Origin of the sequence: Saccharibacillus qingshengii, assembly GCF_013185195.1 — a bacterium.
In the GTDB taxonomy this organism is placed as follows: domain Bacteria; phylum Bacillota; class Bacilli; order Paenibacillales; family Paenibacillaceae; genus Saccharibacillus; species Saccharibacillus qingshengii.
This window is the reverse complement of sequence record NZ_JAAZWC010000023.1, coordinates 1-20,821: the sequence shown is the minus strand read 5'-3', so window position 1 is coordinate 20,821 and position 20,821 is coordinate 1. Positions and strand designations below refer to the sequence as shown.

At 45.4% G+C, this 20,821-nt stretch carries 19 protein-coding genes and 1 pseudogene; 15 read left to right on the top strand and 5 right to left on the bottom strand.

All coding sequences use genetic code 11. The features are described 5' to 3' along the window. Positions 1–9: 9 nt before the first annotated feature. Both radC and HRQ60_RS17550 read right to left on the bottom strand, forming a co-directional pair. A complete protein-coding gene (radC, locus tag HRQ60_RS17555; protein WP_172198084.1) occupies positions 10–612 on the bottom strand; it encodes a RadC family protein in 603 nt (200 codons plus the stop codon). A gap of 64 nt (positions 613–676) precedes the next feature. Beyond that, complete coding sequence (locus tag HRQ60_RS17550) at positions 677–898, bottom strand: hypothetical protein (protein ID WP_172198081.1); 222 nt, start codon at positions 896–898, stop codon at positions 677–679. Between the two features lie 857 nt (positions 899–1,755). Between HRQ60_RS17550 and HRQ60_RS17545 the strand changes: the two genes are divergently transcribed. The 7 genes from HRQ60_RS17545 to HRQ60_RS17515 all read left to right on the top strand — a co-directional run bounded on the left by HRQ60_RS17545 (position 1,756) and on the right by HRQ60_RS17515 (position 10,683). Further along, positions 1,756–2,844, top strand: a complete 1,089-nt coding sequence (locus HRQ60_RS17545; protein ID WP_172198079.1) for a hypothetical protein — start codon at positions 1,756–1,758, stop codon at positions 2,842–2,844. 91 nt (positions 2,845–2,935) lie between these two features. Continuing rightward, a complete protein-coding gene (locus HRQ60_RS17540; RefSeq protein ID WP_216671631.1) occupies positions 2,936–3,586 on the top strand; it encodes a GIY-YIG domain-containing protein in 651 nt (216 codons plus the stop codon). Further along, a complete protein-coding gene (locus HRQ60_RS23495) occupies positions 3,573–4,370 on the top strand; it encodes a DUF7662 domain-containing protein (RefSeq protein WP_216671630.1) in 798 nt (265 codons plus the stop codon). The genes HRQ60_RS17540 and HRQ60_RS23495 overlap by 14 nt, the downstream gene beginning before the upstream one ends. 129 nt (positions 4,371–4,499) lie before the next feature. Further along, the gene (locus HRQ60_RS17530; RefSeq protein ID WP_172198076.1) at positions 4,500–5,996 is read left to right on the top strand and encodes a type I restriction-modification system subunit M; all 1,497 of its coding nucleotides are present in this window, start codon (positions 4,500–4,502) and stop codon (positions 5,994–5,996) included. Continuing rightward, positions 5,989–7,233 (top strand): restriction endonuclease subunit S, encoded by a 1,245-nt coding sequence (locus HRQ60_RS17525; protein WP_172198073.1) that lies wholly within the window; start codon positions 5,989–5,991, stop codon positions 7,231–7,233. The genes HRQ60_RS17530 and HRQ60_RS17525 overlap by 8 nt, the downstream gene beginning before the upstream one ends. Then, positions 7,230–10,169 carry a type I restriction endonuclease subunit R gene (locus HRQ60_RS17520; protein WP_172198070.1) on the top strand — a complete coding sequence of 980 codons (2,940 nt, stop codon included), beginning with the start codon at positions 7,230–7,232 and terminating at the stop codon, positions 10,167–10,169. The genes HRQ60_RS17525 and HRQ60_RS17520 overlap by 4 nt, the downstream gene beginning before the upstream one ends. A 13-nt stretch (positions 10,170–10,182) precedes the next feature. Further along, the gene (locus HRQ60_RS17515; protein WP_172198067.1) at positions 10,183–10,683 is read left to right on the top strand and encodes a hypothetical protein; all 501 of its coding nucleotides are present in this window, start codon (positions 10,183–10,185) and stop codon (positions 10,681–10,683) included. On the opposite strand, the gene HRQ60_RS17510 is transcribed toward HRQ60_RS17515, so the two are convergent. After that, on the bottom strand, positions 10,678–11,406 hold the full coding sequence (locus tag HRQ60_RS17510; RefSeq protein WP_172198064.1) for a M48 family metallopeptidase: 729 nt from the start codon (positions 11,404–11,406) through the stop codon (positions 10,678–10,680). The two genes, HRQ60_RS17515 and HRQ60_RS17510, sit on opposite strands and share 6 nt — an antisense overlap. Positions 11,407–11,484: 78 nt before the next feature. Here HRQ60_RS17510 and HRQ60_RS17505 point away from each other — a divergent pair, with 78 nt between their 5' ends. The 3 genes from HRQ60_RS17505 (at position 11,485) to HRQ60_RS17495 (ending at position 16,000) form a co-directional block, all read left to right on the top strand. After that, positions 11,485–12,285: a hypothetical protein gene (locus HRQ60_RS17505; RefSeq protein WP_172198061.1), complete on the top strand. Its 801-nt coding sequence runs from the start codon at positions 11,485–11,487 to the stop codon at positions 12,283–12,285. A 670-nt stretch (positions 12,286–12,955) separates the two neighbouring features. Beyond that, positions 12,956–14,527, top strand: coding sequence for an ATP-binding protein (locus HRQ60_RS17500; protein WP_246281386.1), 1,572 nt, complete (start codon positions 12,956–12,958; stop codon positions 14,525–14,527). Between the two features lie 384 nt (positions 14,528–14,911). Then, positions 14,912–16,000, top strand: coding sequence for a hypothetical protein (locus HRQ60_RS17495; RefSeq protein WP_172198058.1), 1,089 nt, complete (start codon positions 14,912–14,914; stop codon positions 15,998–16,000). A gap of 183 nt (positions 16,001–16,183) precedes the next feature. Here HRQ60_RS17495 and HRQ60_RS23755 read toward each other — a convergent pair. Then, positions 16,184–16,342 (bottom strand): annotated as a pseudogene (locus tag HRQ60_RS23755) (type II toxin-antitoxin system death-on-curing family toxin); the annotation flags it as partial. Then, positions 16,339–16,593: an AbrB/MazE/SpoVT family DNA-binding domain-containing protein gene (locus tag HRQ60_RS17490; RefSeq protein WP_172198055.1), complete on the bottom strand. Its 255-nt coding sequence runs from the start codon at positions 16,591–16,593 to the stop codon at positions 16,339–16,341. The gene HRQ60_RS17490 and the pseudogene HRQ60_RS23755, both read right to left, overlap by 4 nt. A 208-nt stretch (positions 16,594–16,801) precedes the next feature. Between HRQ60_RS17490 and HRQ60_RS17485 the strand changes: the two genes are divergently transcribed. The 5 genes from HRQ60_RS17485 (at position 16,802) to HRQ60_RS17465 (ending at position 20,700) form a co-directional block, all read left to right on the top strand. Then, a complete protein-coding gene (locus tag HRQ60_RS17485; RefSeq protein WP_172198052.1) occupies positions 16,802–17,962 on the top strand; it encodes a cobalamin-independent methionine synthase II family protein in 1,161 nt (386 codons plus the stop codon). A 188-nt stretch (positions 17,963–18,150) separates the two neighbouring features. Beyond that, positions 18,151–18,348, top strand: a complete 198-nt coding sequence (locus HRQ60_RS17480; protein ID WP_172198049.1) for a hypothetical protein — start codon at positions 18,151–18,153, stop codon at positions 18,346–18,348. Then, positions 18,338–18,595 (top strand): hypothetical protein, encoded by a 258-nt coding sequence (locus tag HRQ60_RS23750; RefSeq protein ID WP_246281385.1) that lies wholly within the window; start codon positions 18,338–18,340, stop codon positions 18,593–18,595. The genes HRQ60_RS17480 and HRQ60_RS23750 overlap by 11 nt, the downstream gene beginning before the upstream one ends. 328 nt (positions 18,596–18,923) lie before the next feature. Then, a complete protein-coding gene (locus HRQ60_RS17470; protein WP_172198046.1) occupies positions 18,924–20,210 on the top strand; it encodes a mechanosensitive ion channel family protein in 1,287 nt (428 codons plus the stop codon). A 28-nt stretch (positions 20,211–20,238) separates the two neighbouring features. After that, entirely contained in the window at positions 20,239–20,700 is a 462-nt protein-coding gene (locus HRQ60_RS17465) for a GNAT family N-acetyltransferase (RefSeq protein WP_172198043.1), read from the top strand. The last annotated feature ends 121 nt before the right edge of the window (positions 20,701–20,821 follow it).

Below are 20,821 nucleotides of genomic sequence, written 5' to 3'. Positions count from 1 at the left end.
ATACGGAACTCACATAAACCCCAGCTCTTTGATACTGGTGAAACCCACCGAACTAACGACACAGTGATCCAGCAGCTCTATACCGATGATCTTACCTGCTTCAGCAAGGCGGCTTGTTATCATAATGTCTTCTTGGCTTGGAGTCGTATCTCCTGATGGATGGTTGTGACAGCAGATGATTGAAGCGGCGGCTCTCTTGATAGCGGCGCGATAGACTTCCCTTGGATGAACAATCGTGCTGTTCAGAGAGCCGATCGAAACCGTTTCTTTATCGATCAGATGATTCTTGGTATTCAGAAATAAACAAACGAAGTGCTCTTTCTGCAAATATCCCAGCTCGTGCCTTACCAAGTTGAATACGTCCTCAGGCTTTCTGATTACATGAGGATACGGCGACGGTGTATTGAGCATTTTGGCAAGGTGGATAGCAGACAGGATCTGACGTGCCTTGCTCTTGCCGATTCCGCGGATCTCCATCAATTCCTGCTCGGTAGCATCCCAAAGCAGATGCGGAGAATGGAAGCGGGAAAGAACCTCTTCGACAGTATAGCTGTTTTCGCTTTCGCACAAAGCGTGGGACAATACGGTTCTGAATTGGTAAGCATTGAACATGGATATAACCTCCTATGAATAAAAGTGAAAACTGGACAATCTGACGCTGTAGCCCATAAGGCAATCAGGTTCGGCGCTGCTCTTTCTGCTGCTCCTTTTCCCACTGGACAGGGAAATACTTGCGGAAGTAACGAACGGTGTAATAAGCGGCTTTCTCTTCATCCAGCTGCCAATGGCGCTGAAAGTAAACAAAAAGCACAGTACCTGCCATATGAATTTGCTTCTGCTGCACCAGCTGTTTCATCAACGTATGCAAACTTTCAGGCAATCCTCGTTTTTCAGTCATTTCTTTTTCTCCTCTCAACATGTGGTGGTGTTGCTTGGCTGAAATCTTTCCCTTCCGTTTCCTCCTTGACCATGCGGTACTCTCACTCCCGCGAATTTCTCTGTAAAGCAAAAAAAGACTCCGAATCGTCAGCGAACAACGATTGCAGAGTCTTGAAAATAGACATATATGAAGAGGGCAGGATCAATTTAAGGTGTGTTCAACCTGACAAGGAATTTTGGTAACAAGCCAGGGGAATCTTGCGTGTATGGATCAATTCTAATTGCCTACTTACTATTCCCTTACAAGAAAGAAGATGGTATAAATAAATCGATAAGGAATAAAGTCTCATAAGAAAGATGGAGTGGATAAAACCTTGCTTACATCTGCACAGGTATTTGTTGGCTTACAATATAGGGGGTGGCCGATTTACGCTCAACAGGTTTTAAGCATTGGTGTATAGCTTGGGTTGGAAAATTCGGAAATTGGAGTCTTCTATAAGAGAGCTTTGAAAGGCGGCAAATATGATCGTCTTACCTGCAGGTGTAATAACAGGTTTAATTTTCTTGGGATGCTTTTTCCTATTTGGCAAAAAGGGAAAACGAGCAGGATTCGGATGTCTGTTTGCGCTCCTTGTTTTCGTAGTCATTGCAATTCTATTTTTGAACTTGATCTTCTCGCTATAACCTGTTCAAAACGTTTACAAATGGTGCTTCCCCCTCCCGTAAAGGCATAAAAACTTCATTTATTCCCCCTCTAACAACAATCAATCAAATCCTTGATTTATAAAGGTTTTCCAGCAAAGTTAAGCATGGGCATGTGTAAATCCGTAAAACGGTATGTATTCTAAGGGTTAGGAGCCCTAAAAGGAGAAGAATATGAAGAAGAAAATTGGAGCTGCTTTTCTGGCAGTCAGTTTGGCATTAACAGGAACAGTAACGGTATCCGTATCAGAAGTTCAAGCAGCACCGTCTGCCAAAATGCAGGCGGCATACTCGGCCCAAGCCAGCTTTGCCAAGCAGTTTGGACTGGATGCCAAGTCAATCTCCAGTCCCATGTTTTATGACGTGAACAACGACAAGTCTGAGGAAATCATCTTGTCGGCTCCGAGTAAAGAAGGATACGGCCCGTGGGTTTCTTACATAGGGATCTACTCGAAGAATGGAACCAAGTTGTTGGCCAAGAATGTGGAGTCAGATTCTTTTTACGAAATTCGGCGTATCAAAAATAAAACTCACAAAAATATGCTGGCTCTTGTGCATAACGGCGGAAGTGGCGGAGCCTCTGTTTCCGTCAATGTCTTCAAAAACAACACTCTGAAAAAAATTGACCGTACTGATGTTCTAAATACGGATACTGCAAAAATTACAGATGATGATAAAGACGGAAATGATGAGATTCAAGGATATCAGCTTTATAGTGCTTTGGAAACTCGTTCTCTTTCCAAAGCAGAAGGGGTTTACGACAAGCTGGTATACAAATGGGACGCAGGCAAAAAGAAATATACAGAAGTTGTATATGGTCAAGACGGAGTAAGAGACAGCCAACGAAAAAAAGTTGGGACGATCACATCTCAAGGGGCTTTAAAGCTTTTGCAACAAGCACGTTACAAGCAGGTGAGTATGAATCCTGTTATTAAGACAGAAGCTTTAAAAAAGAGTCTACAATCGGTTCTGACTTACAACTTTTTGAACCAAATAGAAACAGAAGGCATGATCAATTTAAGTGATGGTAAGGTTGGCCCGATTTACTTGAATAGTGACGACTATTCCTGGCTTCTCCCAGCTTTTAGCACAAGTAAAAAAGCGACTTTTAAGTTATCATCGAGCAAGCAAAGTGCTACGGTGACTCAAGATATTCGTGAAAGTTTTGAAGGCGAATATTATACTGATACTTATGAGGCGACACTTTTCAAGACTAAATACGGCTGGAAAGTGGATAGCTTTAAGGTATTGACCTGGGAATAAGAAACAGCGCTCCACATTGGCAGCATAGAAGCATTCCTGGTCTACCCAGGCTTCTATGCTGCTTTTTCAAATAAGGAAGGAGACATGTGCCGTGACAACATTCCAAGCAGATTGTTCCGCTTTGCACCGACTAGCCCATCGCCTACCCCGATACACCATTCCTTTTGATGACAAACAAATTGAAAAGAACGGAATCTACCTGCTGTTTGAAAAAGGTGAGATGGGACATGAAGGACAACGGATTGTACGTGTAGGAACGCATACAGGAAACAATCAACTTCGTTCTCGACTGCAGCAGCACTTTATACAGGCAAACAAAGATCGAAGCATCTTCCGCAAAAACATTGGCAGAAGTCTGCTGAACCAGGCGAAAGATCCGTACCTCGACGTATGGAACATCGACTTCACGACGAAAGCATCCAAGACAGCTAACGGACATCTGATCAACGCTGTGCATCAAGCCGATATGGAAAAGAAGGTCAGCGATTATATCCAAAGCCAGTTCTCATTTGTCGTGCTGCCTATCGAGGACAAACAGGAACGCCTCTACTTAGAATCACGGCTTGTATCTACGCTGTCCCATTGCAAGGAGTGCAAACCTTCAAGTCACTGGCTGGGTCTGCATTCTCCCAATGAAAAAATCAGAGACAGCGGACTCTGGCAGGTCAATGAACTTTACAAGGAACCTTTGAATACAGTAGACCTTAAACGAATCGAGGCGATTGTAAATGGAGAATGCTGAACGCCTTTGCATTGTTCCTTGCGGAGCCGCAAAGATTTGGGATAAGCAGCCAAGCCTTGAAGCCGTGCAAGCCCAATATGCGTATACAGGAGTATTTGCTGCCGCCTGTCAAAGGTATGCCAGCATGTTCTTCGATCATTGGGTGATTCTATCGGCCAAACACGGGTTTCTATATCCTCAAGATCTGATCCCCGAAGACTATAACGTCTCCTTTGTGAAGCCAAGCAGCGAGACGATCGCCACCCAGCAGCTGATCGAGCAAGCACAGACCAAAGGACTGACCGATTACAAGCAGATTACCGTACTGGGCGGAAAGCATTACACGAACCGAGCAAAAGAAGTCTTTACGGCAAACCAAGAGTTGTCATTCCCGCTTAGCGGTTGTACAGGAATCGGCTATATGCTCCAAAAAGTAACGCAGGCTGTAGAAAGCCGAATCGAGATTGCAGCTACAGATAATATGCAGCAGCAAAGACTCGCTCTGGAAGCGAAAGCCACGGAGACAAGCCCAGCTGCAGCGAAAGCGGCACTCCAAAAGCCTTACTCAGGTAAATACGAACAGCTTTATCGGTATCTTGCAGAAAGCGATTCGGATTCGCTAACTTTGTCCGTAAAGCAAATGGAAAAGATTCTTGGCTTTTCACTGCCTCAATCCGCGTATGATCACCGTCCATGGTGGGCCAATACGTTAAGTCATTCTCACGCCAAGTCCTGGTTGATGGCGGAATGGGAAGTAGATACTGTCCAATTGGGGCATCAAGTATCTTTCAAAAAAATGCTATAAAGGAATCTCTCCACCAACTGCAGAAATTCAGCTGAATTGTAGTATGATGTAAATATCTGCTTGTACTCCTTACGGTGACAACAGATAGACGAATATACAGATAAGCAAGATCAAAACCAGGAGGCAAACATGAGTACACTTACACTGCAGCAGCTCGAATCCCATCTATGGGAGTCCGCAAATATTCTGAGAGGAAGCATCGACTCCTCTGACTATAAAAACTACATCTTCGGCATGCTTTTCCTTAAACGTCTGAACGACGTATTCGTTGAAGTTGCCGAAAAGATTGAAAAAGAAGAAGGAGAATCCTACGGTTGGACAGACCGCGACGAGCACCAGTTCTTCGTACCCGAACGAGCGCGTTGGGCTTATCTGTCTTCCTTGACCAGCGACTTGGGCGCTGCGATCAACGTGGCTTTTGAGAAGCTGGAAGAAGAAAATCCAAAGCTGCAAGGCGTACTGGCCAGTATTGACTTCAACGATCGCGAAAAGCTGCCAGACAAACTGATCCTGCGGCTTATTCAGCACTTCGGCACATTGAATTTACGCAACGATAACCTGACCGAACCCGATATGCTGGGACGCGCTTACGAATATTTGATCAAGCAATTCGCCGACGATGCAGGCAAAAAAGGCGGAGAGTTCTACACGCCAAGCAAAGTGGTTGAATTGATCGTCAACCTGATCAAACCTGAAGAAGGGATGCGGATCTGTGACCCGACAGCAGGTTCTGGCGGTATGTTGATTCAGTCCGTCGATTACATCAAATCCAAAGGCGGCAATCCCCGCAACCTCACGCTGCACGGACAGGAACGCAACCTGAATACATGGGCAATCTGCAAAATGAACCTGCTACTCCACGGACTGAGCGATCACCGCATTGAAAGAGGAGATACAATCCGTGAGCCGAAGCTGGTTGAAGACGGCGAACTGATTCTTTATGATCGCGTAATTGCCAATCCGCCTTTCTCTCTGAGCAGCTGGGGACGCGAAGAAGCGGAAGTCGATCCTTATGGTCGATTCCGTTTTGGCGTTCCACCAAAGGATAAAGGAGACCTTGGCTTTGTTCAGCATATGGCTTCGACGCTTAATCATAACGGCAAAGCAGGCGTCGTGATGCCGCACGGCATCCTGTTCCGCGGAGGAGCCGAAGGAAAGATTCGAGAAGGACTGCTGGAAGGCGTGTACGGCGAAGAAGGACTGGTTGAAGCTGTAATCGGCCTGCCGTCCAACCTCTTCTATGGAACAGGCATTCCTGCTTGTATTGTGATCTTGAATCGCAATAAGGAAGAGCATAAAAAAGGCAAAGTGCTATTTATCAACGGAGCACTGGACTACCAGGAAGGCAAGAACCAAAATACGCTAAGGGAACAGGATATTGAAAAGATTATATCCGCCTACGATGCTTGGCAGGACATAGAAAAGTATGCCCGTGTAGTCAATCTGGATGAGATCAGACAGAATGATTACAACCTGAACATTGCTCGTTATATTGATTCTGCAGAAGAAGAGGAAGAGATCCTGGTAGAAGAGGCGATCGCTGCTCTACAGCAGCTGGAGATGGAACGTGAAGAGGTCGAAGCAAAGATGTATGGATTCTTGAAGGAGTTGGGATATCATGCATAGCTTATACAATTACATTCCTCTTAAAAAAATAGTTAAGATCTCTACGAAGTCAATTTCTCCTGAAAAGGAGCCTTCACGAGATTTTCGACATTTCAGTATTCCAGCTTTTGATAAAAACAGAGCTCCTGCTTTGCAAAAAGGTGGAACTATCCAGTCAAATAAATATTTATTGCAAGCTCCCAGCATACTTTTATCAAAGCTTAATCCTCGTATTAATCGTGTTTGGAGATACGATCATGACATGACAAGCGTAGCTTCTATATGTTCTACTGAATTCATTGTATATGAACCAATCAAAGAAAATATAAGCTTAGATTTTTACAGTTATTGCTTTCAGTCTCAGGGGTTTCAAGAAGAGCTACTGAACCTACAATCAGGATCTACAGGCAGTCGAATGCGGGTAACACCCAAGGATACTCTAAACATTGAGGTGCCGCTCCCAACAATAAATGAACAACAAAAAATCGCCGAAATCCTTTCTTCTGTCGATGAAGCCATTGAAAAAACAGAAGCCATTATCAAGCAGACGGAAACTGTAAAGAAAGGTCTCATGAAGGAGCTGCTGACAAAGGGGATTGGGCATACAGAATTCAAGCAAACAGAAGTAGGACAGATGCCAAAAGCATGGGAAGTCAAAAGCCTCAAAGAAACAACTGAAAAAATTCAGGATGGTACACACTTTTCTCCAAAAACAGTTGAAGAAGGCGTATTATACGTCACTTCTCGAAATATAAGACCATTTAAATTTGATTGGAACACTACAGAATATATATCACAAGAAGATCACGAAAAAATATATAAGCGTTGTAATGTAAAAAGGGGAGACGTCCTGCTTACCAAAGATGGAGCAAATACAGGGAATGCTTTGGTGAACACGATTGACGAAGAGTTTAGCTTGCTTTCCAGTGTATGTTTTATACGGTGTTCCGAAGTATTGAACAATATGTTCCTGTGCCAATACCTTAACTCAGAAATGTTTAGAAAAGAAATGGCACTCAAAATGACTGGGAACGCGATCAAAAGGCTTACCTTGACCATAATAAATAATTTGAAGATTCCTTTTCCTTCTATTGAAGAACAGAATCATATAGCTCAAATTTTGTGTTCATTTGATCAAAGACGTGAAGTGGAAGAGCAACGGTTAAATAAGCTCTCAAATTTAAAAAAATCTCTCATGCAGTCTCTTCTCACAGGCAAAGTCCGCGTAAACGTCGATCAACCCGAGGTATTGGTATGAGCACAACCAAAGAATGGAACGAAAAAAAGCTGGTTGAAAACCGACTGATCCAGCAGCTTCAAGAAATGGGCTATGCATATATGCATGGCCCTTCTCTGGATGTAGAACGCAAATCAAGCCTTGAAGTGGTACTTACCGAACGATTATCAAGCGCAATCCTTCGCCTAAATCCGTGGATATCGGAAAACAACCTGAACAAGACTGTCCGCTCCATCACCCACATCGAAGCCGTCAGCCTAATGGAGGCCAACGAGAAACTCCACAATATGCTGGTCAGCTACATCTCTGTTCAACAGGATCTCGGCAAAGGCAAAAAGGGTCAAACTGTCAAACTGATTGATTTCGACAACCCAGACAACAATGAATTTCTCGTCGTGGACCAGTTCTCTGTCAAAGGAGGAGAAGAGAAAGGGATTCGTCCCGATCTGATCGTCTTCGTCAATGGCCTGCCGCTTGTCTTGATCGAATGTAAAAGCCCAATGGTATCGATCGACGAACAGATCGGCAAAGCAGTCAAGCAGATGCTGCGCTACCAGAAGAGCTATGAGAACCTGTTCCACTACAACCAGATCCTGATCGCCACCAGCAACGACAGAGCCAAAGCGGGAACTATCATGGCGCAGGTACAGCATTATGGAGAATGGAAAGACCCGTATCCGCTGACAAGCCCAGAAGTGGGGACAAATCCCACACCGCAGGATATTCTCGTAGCGGGTATGTTATCCAAGACCAACCTGCTGGATCTCATCCAGAACTTTATCGTCTTCGAGCCAGAGGGAGGACGAGTCATCAAGAAGCTGGCCCGTTACCAGCAGTTCAGAGCGGTAGGTAAATCCGTCAACCGAATCCTCACAGCCAAAGACCCTAGAGATCGCGGCGGGGTAGTCTGGCATACGCAAGGAAGTGGCAAATCGTTGACCATGCTGTATCTGGCTGTTAAGCTCAGACGGATCAAAGAGCTGAAGAACCCGACCATTGTGATCGTCACAGACCGCAAGGACTTGGACAATCAGATCACAGGTACGTTCCGACGCTGCGGATTCGCTAACCCTCAGCAGGCCGACGGCGTTCGAGACTTGAAGAGACTGCTGAAGCAAGGGCCAGGCGCTACCATTATGACGCTGGTGCAGAAGTTTCAGACAGATAAGGAAGAAGAGCAGTTCCCAGAGCTGTCTACCGAATCTAATGTGATTGTGATGATCGATGAATCGCATCGTTCGCAGTATAAAGGCTTGGCGATGAATATGCGTACCGCTTTGCCTAATGCCTGCTACCTTGGCTTTACAGGAACACCGATCGACAAAGAAGACAAGAGCACGACACGTACCTTTGGCTCGTATATCGACAAATACACGATCCAGCAGGCTGTCGACGATGGAGCGACTGTTCCAATCTTCTATGAAGCCAGAATGACCAATCTGCATGTGGAAGGCGAAACGCTGGATCAGCTCTTCGACCGTAAATTCCGAGAATACGATGCCAAGACGCGCGAACGGATTCAAGAGAAGTATGCGAATGAAGAAGCAATCGTAGCCACTCCCAAACGTATTGAGCAGATCGTATTGGATCTTATCAAGCATTACGAAGAACATATTCAGCCCAACGGATTCAAAGCACAGATCGTAGCGGTCTCCAGAGATGCAGCGGCTACATACAAAGAGAAGATGGATGAACTCAGCGATCTGGAATCGGCGGTGATCTATTCGTCTACGAACGACGATGATGAACACAAGAAAAAATATGCGATCTCCAAAGACGAAGAGAAGCTCCTGATCGAGCGCTTTAAGAAGCCGCTGGACGAAGACAAGCTGGCTTTCCTGATCGTCTGTGACAAGCTGCTCACAGGGTTCGACGCGCCGATTGAACAGGTGATGTATTTGGACAAGCCGCTCAGGGAACACAATCTGCTGCAGGCGATCGCTCGTACAAACCGAACGTATAACGGTAAAGACTACGGTCTGATCGTCGATTACTTTGGCGTCTCCAGCTTCCTAGAGAAAGCACTCGATATTTTCTCCAAAGACGATATCCAAGGCGCACTTATGCCGATCGAAAGCGAGATCCCAAGACTGCAAACCAGACACCGTGCCGCGATGCGCTACTTTGACTACATTCGTCATGACGATTTGGAGAGCTGCATTCAAGTACTGGAACCCGAAGACGTACGCAACGAATTCGATCATCTTTTTAAGCAGTTTGCCAAGAGTATGGATATGGTACTGCCGAATCCACTGGCTCAGCCGTACATTCACGATCTGGAGTTTCTCGGCAAAGTACGTCAAGCGGCCAAGTCGAGATACAAAGAAGAGGGCATGGATATCAGCGACCTGGGGGAAAAGGTAAGGCAGCTGATCGCAGAGCATTTGAGAGCATCCAGTGTAGAGATCCTACATGATCCGATCGATATTCTATCCAGCAAGTTCGAAAGTCATGTGAATCAGTTCCAAGGTGAAGCCAAAGCTTCCGAAATGGAGCATGCGATCAAGCATGAAATTCGGATTAAGCTGGATGAGAACCCTGTTTACTACGCATCGCTCGGGAAACGTCTGAAGGAAATCATCGACGCTCGGAAACAGAAACAGATGGATATTCTTGAGATGATAAAGAGTATGCAGGATATTATCGACGAAATGCGAAATACTGCCAAGCAGGGAGAAAGTCTGGGACTGACCAAAGAGCAGTATCCGTTTTTCCTAATGCTGGAGAAGCAGCTTCCTGAGGAAAAGGACAAGGAGGCGCTTAAAGCGCTGACTGAAGTCATTACGGAGAAAGTACAGGAGCTTGCTGTAATCGAATGGACGCAGAAGGATGACGTGAAGCGCGAAATGCGCAAACAGATCAAACGACATCTTCGCATCGTGAAATGCCCAGAGGAGAAGCTGGAGTCGCTAACGATCCAACTCGTCGATCTGGCAGGGATTCATTATAAAAAATAGAGGAGGCTTATCAATGGAGCATAAAGACTATAATCGAAAAACAGAATCATCAAGCAAGGAATACGCGGATTCAAGTCCAGAGGAACTACGCAAAGCTTTTGAAAAGTTTGTAAGTGAAAAGAATCCAGATACGGAAGCTTTCGGAGAGTATCTTCGAAATTTAAATCCATCTATGACATCGTTGTTTGAAGCTTTAAAATCTTTCAGTGAAACGCACAAGTTTGCTTCGGAAAATACTACGAGGCTATTCGAGCAAGTGCTTGAGATTTTCAAAGAAGAACTGAACAGAGATTTAAGTTTTGAGCAAAGAAAGGAAATCTATAATCGAATAGAATTCGTTTTACAAAAGATTGCAGAAGAATCTCATGAGAATCGAGAACACAATAAAACCATTTCAAAGTATGCTATCGGAGCTGCAGTTGTTTTACTGGGAGGTACAATAGCTATTGCGACAAAGGGTAAAAGTACGGCGCTCCTTGAAAAAGGTACAAATTTCTTCACAAATAAGTCATAAATTGAGTCTAGGGCCATTGATCCGCAGCCATTCCTTCCGCTCTTCATAGTCAGGCATAATAGAGCGCAGGTAACTCCAGAAGGCTTCTGAATGATCAGGAACCTTCAGGTGAGCCATTTCATGCACAAGCACATAATCGACAATGCGAAGGGGGGCCATCATGATACGCCAATTGATGAGAAGCTCTCCTTTTTTTGTACAGCTGCCCCAACGTTTTTCCTGATCTTTGAGTACTACGGAAGATGGAGTAAGCTCAGTAAGTTTGTTATAGTGCTTGAGACGTTCTTTGAGCTTGGAAGTGCCTTGAGCTTTATACCAATCGATACAGAGAAGCTTTAACTCTTCTGTCTGCTGCTCTTGGTTGTGACCCGAAGGGAGCGTTGCAATGAACCTTCCATTTTTGAATAAGAGCGAAGGCTGGTGGGTGTTTTGCTTGATTACTTTGAGTCTGTATGCTCTACCCAGGTAACGAATCTTCTCACCGCTCAAAAACTCTAAAGGCGTAACTTCGTCTTCCATTTCACGGAAAGCATACTGCTTCTTTAAGATCCAAGGTGCTTTCTGATACATAATCTTATCAAGCTGCTTCTGCGAAACGGATTCTGGAGCGATTACTTGGACTCCTTCGTGTAGATCGACGGTGATGGAGACGTCTTTTTTATTGGGTTTAATGATCAGTTTATATTCGATAGTGGTTGTACCGTATTTGATATGGTGCAGCATAAGAAGGCTCCTTTTTCATAGTACACATATGTAACAATAAGGCTATTGCCCAGGAATAAATTTAATGGAGGAAATAATATGTATAAGCTGCTTACATTCGAATCGTGGGTTACCAGAAAAGAATGGTTCCAATATGCCCAGAAGCATCCTGAAAGAATTCCTTATCCTCTTGTCGACCGCTCTCCGTGTAGCGATCCTTTTTTCGATCCCTTTTCCAGTATAAATGATAGACGGCCATTGATTAGCGGATTATGTCGCGGGCTTAGAAATTTTAACATAGGCGACACATATATCTATGTAACACGGGTAGATCGAAAAATTTATAAAGACCTACGTCTAGAAGATAATGGACAAGGACCTTTATACTTTGGAGTAGCGGCGCTGGAAATCAGTAAGTTGTATTCTTCTCATGAAGAAGCTTCTGCTGCCTATGCCCCGCGACAATATGTAGTTAATCCGAGCCTGACTAATTATCCGCCGAACTTGGCCTTTAACCCATGCCATAAGTCTTGGCCAGAAGTAGCAACACATCATGAAAGCTGCATTACTTTTGACAAGGAAAACAAACCGCTTACTCCAGAAGAAGCTACTTTGGAACAATGGCAGTACCATTGTAACGTATATTACATAAGACAAAAAATAAAGAAGTTGAGAGCCGCTGAGTGTAGAGTGAAATCTCTGTTGGGTCAGGAAGCGCTGAGATTGGATGTCCACGCGGCTCCAGTATTCAGTCCCTTGGATTGGGGAGGAAGAAGGCTAAATGTTCAAGGACTAAAGTTGGATGAGAACACAGGTCAAAAATTGATAAGAAATATTGTCGAAGGAGGAAATGCGGAAGAAGCCGACACTTCCAGTGAACGTGAAATATTGCTTGGGTAACGGAAAGACAAGATGATGCAAAAAACACAAAAGGAGCTGCATCTTTGCAGCTCCTATTGTACCAGGGGTTTAGTTCATGCTTGCTCCACGCTGCTTGCAGAAGTTTCCGTCGGGAACTTGCGACCCACAGGATGGACAAAATACCAGAGTCCCGCTAGAGCTTGCTTGGGGAGAGGGGGAAGGGCCTGAAGTTGCTGATGCTTGGGAGGTCAAACGATCCAGAGCGTTCATCATAACCGACTCTGATCCCCAAGCACGTCGAACATCTTGAGGGTCAAGGATGCGACAATGGTTGGTCAATTTGTTCTTTTGAATTTTCCAGCCATTGGACACGGCCATATTGTCCCAAAAGACATGGCCTCCCTTTGTCTTCATATCGATTTTAGGCATGTTTCCGATCAAGTCACAAAGCAGTCCAATATTTTTTGGACTTGCTGCGAGCAAAGCTATTTTCTGTTGGAGCATTTTGCTCCCTCCATTTCTTGTTTGGTGAATAAATACCAACATAATCCTCATGTGGCGGGAATCATTTCCTTTTGTATTTACGGGGCGCTGCTCGGGTGACATCAAAACTGTGACTACACCCGTAGAAGCCTATGCTGCGTTGCCTTCGGACAGGGGTTCGACTCCCCTCGCCTCCATATGTAGTAAATAAGAAGTCGCTGACCCATTGATTGGGTTGGCGACTTTTTATTTGGTCTTACAGGAAAATTCATTGAAAAGCGTAGGTATCAACTCTACAATGAGCCTATATCAGGATATTCGGAAGGGAACGATCGTGTTGAGTCGAACGGAGAATTATCTACGCAGCCTATTAAATGAGTTAAGAAATTTACCTAGAGAAACAGGTTGGATCGAATTTAAGCATAATAATCAAGATCCAGAAAAGATCGGCGAATATATTTCTGCACTAAGCAATTCAGCTGCTTTGGAAGGTAAAAGTCATGCCTATATGATTTGGGGCTTAGATGACAATACCCACGATATTGTAGGAACGGATTTCAATCCGCATACTTCAAAAATAGGTAATGAAGAATTAGAGAGCTGGCTGCTTAGATTATTATCTCCTAAAGTGTTTTTTGTATTTTATGAACTTGAACAAGAAGTCGGTAGAACTATAATTCTTGAAATCGAACGTGCAACGGACAAACCGGTACAGTTTAAAGGAACGGAATACATTCGAATCGGTTCTTATAAGAAAAATCTCAAAGATTACCCGGATAAGGAAAGAGCGTTATGGAGAGCCTTCGATAAAACCCCTTTTGAGGAACTAGTTGCAGCTGAGCATCTTGAGGAAACGGAGGTTCTACAGAAGCTTGATTACCCTTCCTATTTTCAATTGCTTGATATTCCATTGCCTGAAGAACGAAGAAAAATTATGGAGCAATTACAGGCTGACCATATGATTATTAGAAACTTAGCTGGAGGATGGAATATCACCAATCTAGGGGCTGTTCTCTTTGCTAGGAAACTATCAGAGTTTAACCACTTCAAACGTAAGCCAGTCAGAGTAATTATTTATAAAGATCGAGATAGAACTTCTACTGAAAGAGAGCAGGAAGGGGCTAAAGGTTACGCCTGTGGATTTGAAGGATTGATTGGATTTGTAGATAATATTTTGCCACGTAATGAATTTATCGGTAAGGCTTTACGAACGGAAGTTTCGATGTATCCAGAGCTGGCTGTACGAGAGTTGATTGCCAATGCGATTATTCATCAAGATTTTTCCCTGCGAGGGACAGGGCCGATGATCGAAATTTTCTCTGATCGAATGGAAATTACAAATCCGGGAATTCCTCTTGTACAGGCTGAACGTTTTATAGACAGTCCTCCCCGATCCAGAAATGAGGCACTGGCTTCCTTTATGCGTCGTATCGGAGTATGTGAAGAAAGAGGAAGCGGATTTGATAAAGTCGTTTCGCAAACTGAATTTTATCAACTTCCGGCCCCAGTTGTGGAAGTTACTGAACAGCATACTCGTATTACGCTATTTGCTCATAAGCCTTTTAAGGAGATGGACCGTGAAGAACGTGTACGAGCCTGCTATTTACATGCTTGCCTTAGATATGTAATGCGCGACTTTATGACCAATACAACTTTACGGCAGCGCTTCGGAATGGATGATAAGCAAAATTCTATTGCATCAAGAATAATTAGAGACACGGTAGAAGCTGGGAAAGTTAAGGCCAAAGATCCTGAGACAGCTCCTAGACATATGAAATATGTGCCTTACTGGGCCTGAAAATTTAACTTGCACGTAACTTGCGTGATGCTCTCTTATAGACAGGATTTCAAGCTGAAGAAACTAAAAAACCTTATTATGACGCCTTTTCCTAGGGTTCCATCTAAAAAATCTAACTTGCGCTTAACTTCTTAACTTTCGGATAGGGATTTGACCACTCGTTTCCATTGTTTGATCTAAAGAGATACCCTTCAAGGGTGTCTCTTTTCTATTTCTTTATTTGTTTAAGTTCTTCAAATGATTATAGGAGTCTAATTACTTGCTTGCTATTCCTTTACAAATGCGAAGATGGTATAAATAAATCAATAAGGAATAAAGTCTCATAAGAAAAATGAAGTGGGTAGGATACGCATTTTATAAGGCTAAAGCCTTAAAGGAGAAAACATGAAAAAGAAAATTGGAGCTGCTTTTCTGGCAGTCAGTTTGGTATTAACAGGAACGGTATCGGTATCCGTATCAGAAGTTCAAGCAGCACCGTCTGCCGAAATGCAGGCGGCATATTCGGCTCAAGCCAGCTTTGCCAAGCAGTTTGGACTGGATGCCAAGTCAATCTCCAGTCCCATGTTTTACGATGTGAACAACGACAAGTCTGAGGAGATCATCTTGTCGGCTTCAAGCAAAGACGGGTACGGTCCGTGGATTTCTTACATAGGGATCTACTCGAAGAATGGAACGAAGTTATTGGCCAGGAATGTGGAGTCTGAGTATTTTTATGAAATTCGACGTATCAAAAATAAAACTCACAAAAATATGCTGGCTCTTGTGCATAACGGCGGAAGTGGCGGAGCCTCTGTTTCCGTCAATGTCTTCAAAAATAATACTCTGAAAGAAATTTACCTTACTGATGTCCTAAATACGGATACTGCAAAAATTACAGATGATGATAAAGACGGAAATGATGAGATTCAAGGCTATCAGCTCTATAGTTCTATAGAAACGCGTTCTCTTTCCAAAGCAGAAGGGGTTTACGACAAGCTGGTATACAAATGGGACGCAGGCAAAAATAAATATAAAGAAGTTGTATATGGTCAAGACGGAGTAAGAGACAGCCAACGAGCTAAAGTCAGAACAATCAATGCTCAACAAGCTATAAAAATCTTACGGCAGGCGTATTACAAACAGATCAATATGGCTGCTGAAGGGCTGCCAGGAAGCTTAAGAAAAAATCTTCAATCAGTCTTTACGTATAATTTTTTGTACAAAATTGAAACAGAAGGCATGATAAGCTTTGGAAACGGCAAAGTAGGTCCAATGTATCTGAACAGCGACGACTTCTCTTTACTTTTGCCAGCATTTGATGCCAGTAAAAAAGCGACTTTTAAATTATCAGCCAGCAAACAAAGCGGAACCGTTACTCAAAAGCTTATTGTAAATTCTGAAGGTTATGAATATAAGGTAACGTATCAAGCTACACTTTTTAAAACCAAATATGGTTGGAAAGTCGATAGCTTCAAGACATTGGACTACGAATAATAAATAGTCATCTATTTCAGTGGCATAGAAGCATTCCTGGTCTGCCCAGGCTTCTATGCTGCTTTTTCAAATAAGGAAGGAGAAGCCCTCCGTGACAACACTCCAAGCGGATTGTTCCGCTTTACATCGACTAGCCCATCGCCTACCCCAATACACCTTTCCTTTTGACGACAAACAAATTGAAGCCTCTTCGCCAAAGGCGGAAGATTGCGGTCGATGTACGGCTGATTCGAGTAGTCCGGGTTCTTTCACTCCGATCTGTTCGCCAGGGCTATAGCGTTGGATCATGGCTACATTTATCGCAATCACTTCTTGAACGGAAAGGTAGCGAAGAGATCTCATCTGTCTTTAAGTCCAAGAAGGGTTTGATCGTATTCGGTCATGACATCGTTCAAGGTATCCATGAAATCTGCGCTTATTCCTTCGGGAAGCGAAACTTTTACTGCTTTCTTGATCGTGATTTTTCCGGAGGTCGGGTCAACGCTGATATTGGCTAAATCGCCTTGCTCCAACCCGATTTGTTTCAATGCTTCAGTCATGCTGATTCCTAGACTGTTACCGAATTTGGTTACTTTGCGTTCAATTTCTAACATTTTAACGACTCGCCTCCTATGCATTTTGTTTGACTGTTATAACGATTATACGTCCGTCCAACGAAAATTCAATCTATATACCCATCCCCTATAACCAGCTATACCTTCTTCGTCTACTCCACCCCCCTTGCACCCGTGCTACAATAACCACACATAATTAACCGAGTGCTTTGGCACAAATTACACACATCCAAGGAGGCACATCCCCATGACCGATAAATTTCAAATCGTAGGCAGCCTGCTGCGCCCTTCCGATCTGCTTGAATACAAGACGCAGATCGAGCATCGCGACGATATCCAGTACCCGTTCTACCAGGAATTCGACGGCTACGAGCAGTGCGAAGCGAAGGCGATCGACTCCGTCGTGCAGGACCAGATCCGGCATGACCTCTCGATTATCACGGACGGCGAGTATTCCAAATCGATGTGGCATCTGGACTTCGTGTGGGGCTTCCAGGGGATTGAGCGGTATATCGCGGATCACGGATACTTTTTCCGCGATACGGACGGCAGTTCCAAATACGAGACGCGCAAAGACATCGGGCTGCGCATCACGGGCGAGCTTGGCGGACGCAACCACCACTTCCTCAAATCGTTCAAGCAGCTCAAAAATAGTGCCGGCGACCGCGAGACGAAGCTGTGCGTGCCGTCCCCGTCCCATATCTTCGGCGAGCTGTCGTGGTCAGACAATATCGGCGGCACGGACTCCGTGTACAAGGACGCCAAAGAACTCAAAGCCGGTCTCGTCAAAGCGTACAAAGACTTCGTGCAGGACTTCGCGGACGCGGGCGGCGAGATTCTCCAGTTCGACGACTGCCTGTGGGAGCTGTTCGCGGACGATAACCCGAACTCCCCGTACACGGGCGAGAATATCGATCAGGAGCAGGTACAGGCGCTGGCGGCCGAGTTTATCGACATCAATAATACGATCATCGACTTCGGACATGAGCTGGGTCTGAAAATGTGGACGCACAACTGCCGGGGCAACTACGATTCCCGGAATATGGGCGGCGGTTCGTACGTGAAGATCGCGAACCTGTTCCTCAAGCAGCTCAAATACGATCGCTTCTTCCTCGAATGGGACGACGACCGCGCAGGTTCGCTCGAAGCGCTGGAAGTGTTCCGGGACAAGCCGGACACGGAGATCGTTCTCGGCCTGTTGTCTTCCAAGACGAACACACTCGACGACGAAGAACGCGTGCTGCGCCTGCTGGACGAAGCTTCGAGCATCATCGACAAAGACCGTCTGCTGCTGTCCCACCAATGCGGCTTTGCTTCCTGCGACGGCGGCAACGAGCTGACTCAGGCGGAGCAGTGGGCGAAGATCCATCAGGGCCAGAAAATCGCGCAGCAGTACTGGGAGAGATAAAAGCCGCTTTCGGAACAGGGATTAACGTTTTCCGTCTCTCTGAGTAACGTTACCTTTCACGCTCACAAGGTACCGGGGATCAAGCCTATATAAGCAAAACCAGCCTCCAAGCCGTGGAGAGCTGGTTTTTGCTTATGGTATAATTAGGCTAACAAATTACAGTCCATATAGACAACGGAGGGATCGATATGGCGATAAGCCGTGAACAGCTGCAGGAGATTTTGGATCAAGCTTATGTCAATGTTCGTCACAGGGCGAAGCAGTCCGAGGCGTCTATCTATTATATAAAAAATGATGTGCACATTCGTGAAGATGCGAAGGGTCATAAATTTGAAATCTTGTTCGATTCCGAAGGGAACCGGCAGGAGAGAAAATATGTCGAATGAATTAGGGCCTGTCATGACCGTATTCGCTGGAACCAATGGAGCGGGTAAAAGTACAATCAGCTTGCAAATGCAAGAATGGATCGGCGAGGTAGTAGATCCCGATCAAATTGCTATGCGTCTTAACCCTAATGATCCGCGAAGTGCCGATTTAACGGCAGGAAAAGAAGCGATTAGAAGAATTCGGGCTTTAATTGCAGCCAAGCAGAATTTCACTGTCGAAACTACATTATCCGGCACCTTTTTTTGAAAAATATGCAGTTGGCCAAAGCGCGGGGTTATAAAGCGGAGAAAGACATTCGTTGGCGATATGGGCACTCTTTGCAGAATTTAAAGCCAGCTATAGAAACCGCAGATCAGGTCATTTTAATGGATCATACATACGTCTCGGAAGTTATTGCGGAAATCAGACCGAATAAGATGATCTATGGTGTGGATAAAGTACCGGAATGGTCGGAGAACCTTATTACGCGGTATCCTTAAACGCTCTACTTCTTTGGTCCGACTTTGATTCCCACCCTGCCCATCCTTTATAATAAAGGCTTGCCAACAACGAATCACTGGGCTGGGAGGACCTCATGGACTTTATCAGAAATCAACTTCAACGCTACGGCATGAACGACACGATGACCCTGTATGTGTCCAATATCCTCATGGTGCTCTTCATCGCCGCTATTTGCATCATTGCCAATCTGATTACGAAAAGAATCGTGCTCAACGTGATTTCGCGGTTGATCAGCAAGTACCGGCACAGCTGGAGCACGACCGTACTGGAGAAAAGGGTATTCCACAAGCTGTCGCATCTGGTACCGGCGATCATCATTTATTTTGCCGCGCCGGTCTTTCCGGTCTATCAGCCGCTGATTGAGAAACTGGCTGCCGTGTACATGATCGTGGCGACGATTAATGTGCTGAACGCGCTGCTGAATGCTTTCGAAGAAATTTACCGGTCGTTCGAAATCTCCAAGATCCGTCCGGTCAAAGGATATATTCAGGTCGTCAAGATCGTGATGTTCATTGTCGGCGGCATTATCGTCATCTCCAGTCTGATCGGGCAAAATCCGTTGTACATTCTCAGCGGTCTGGGCGCTTTGTCGGCTGTGCTGATGCTGATCTTCAAAGATTCCATTCTCGGTCTGGTGGCGGGGATTCAGCTGTCTTCCAACGATATGGTGCGCGTGGGCGATTGGATCGAAATGCCGAATTACAACGCGGACGGCGATGTCATCGATATTACGCTCAACACGGTCAAAGTCATGAATTTCGACAAAACGATTACGATGATTCCGAGCTACGCGCTGATTTCGGATTCGTTCCGCAACTGGAGAAGCATGCAGATGTCGGGCGGACGGCGGATCAAGCGGAGTATTCAGGTCGATGCGACCAGCATTGTGTTCTGTACGCCGGAGATGGTGCAGGAGTTCAAGAAAATCCATTATCTGACCGATTATCTGACGACAAGGCTCGACGAGATCGAAGCGTATAACCGGGAACATCGGATCAACCGGGACAGCCAGGTAAACGGCCGCCAGCTGACGAATGTAGGCGTATTCCGGGAATATATTCAGCGGTATCTGCGGCATCATCCGAAGATCCACCAGAACATGACCCTGATCGTCAGACAGCTGGCGCCGGGCGACAACGGGCTGCCGCTCGAGATTTACGCGTTCAGCAACGATACGGCGTGGGCGGTCTACGAGTCGGTGCAGGCGGATATTTTTGACCATATTTTCGCTGTCGCGCCGACGTTCGGACTGCGTATTTTCCAGAATCCGACGGGACACGATATCGCACGGGTAAAAGAGAACGAGGAGAGGTTGGCGGCAGCCGGCATCGAATCGGGGAACCGGTTAAGTATGGAATAAAAAACGAAGCGAAGGGGTCGAGTCTGCCATGAACGAGTATGAAACGAACGCCGATCAGATCGAGATTCAAAAAGCACGGCCCGAGCACTTCCCGCTGTTGGCCCAGATCTGGCTCGATACGTCGATTTCGGCGCATTCTTTTATCGATTCGGCTTACTGGACCACGAACAAGCAGGCAATGGAAGAGCAGTATTTGCCGCAGTCGGACGTGTATATGTGCCTGGAGAACGGCGAGATCGTCGGTTTTGCGGCCGTTATGGACACGCGACTGGCCGCCTTGTTTATCGATGAATCGCGCCAGGGCCGGGGATACGGTCGGAGGCTGCTCGATTGCGTCAAAAAAGACCGCGATACAGTCCGATTGAACGTGTACGCGCAAAACGCGCAGGCGAACGCGTTTTACCGAAAACAGGGCTTTGAGCTTGAAAAGCAGCAAACCGACGAAGCGACGAACGAACTCGAGTACGCTATGGTGTGGAAAAAAGCCTAAGCTGCTTCGCCTGAAAGGCGCTCCTGCGGAGCGCCTCAACGTGGCGAGAAAGTCTGAATCCAAGTGAAGCGAGGAGGCGGAGGGAGAAATTCAGTGAAGGAACGATAGTGTTCGCCTTTGA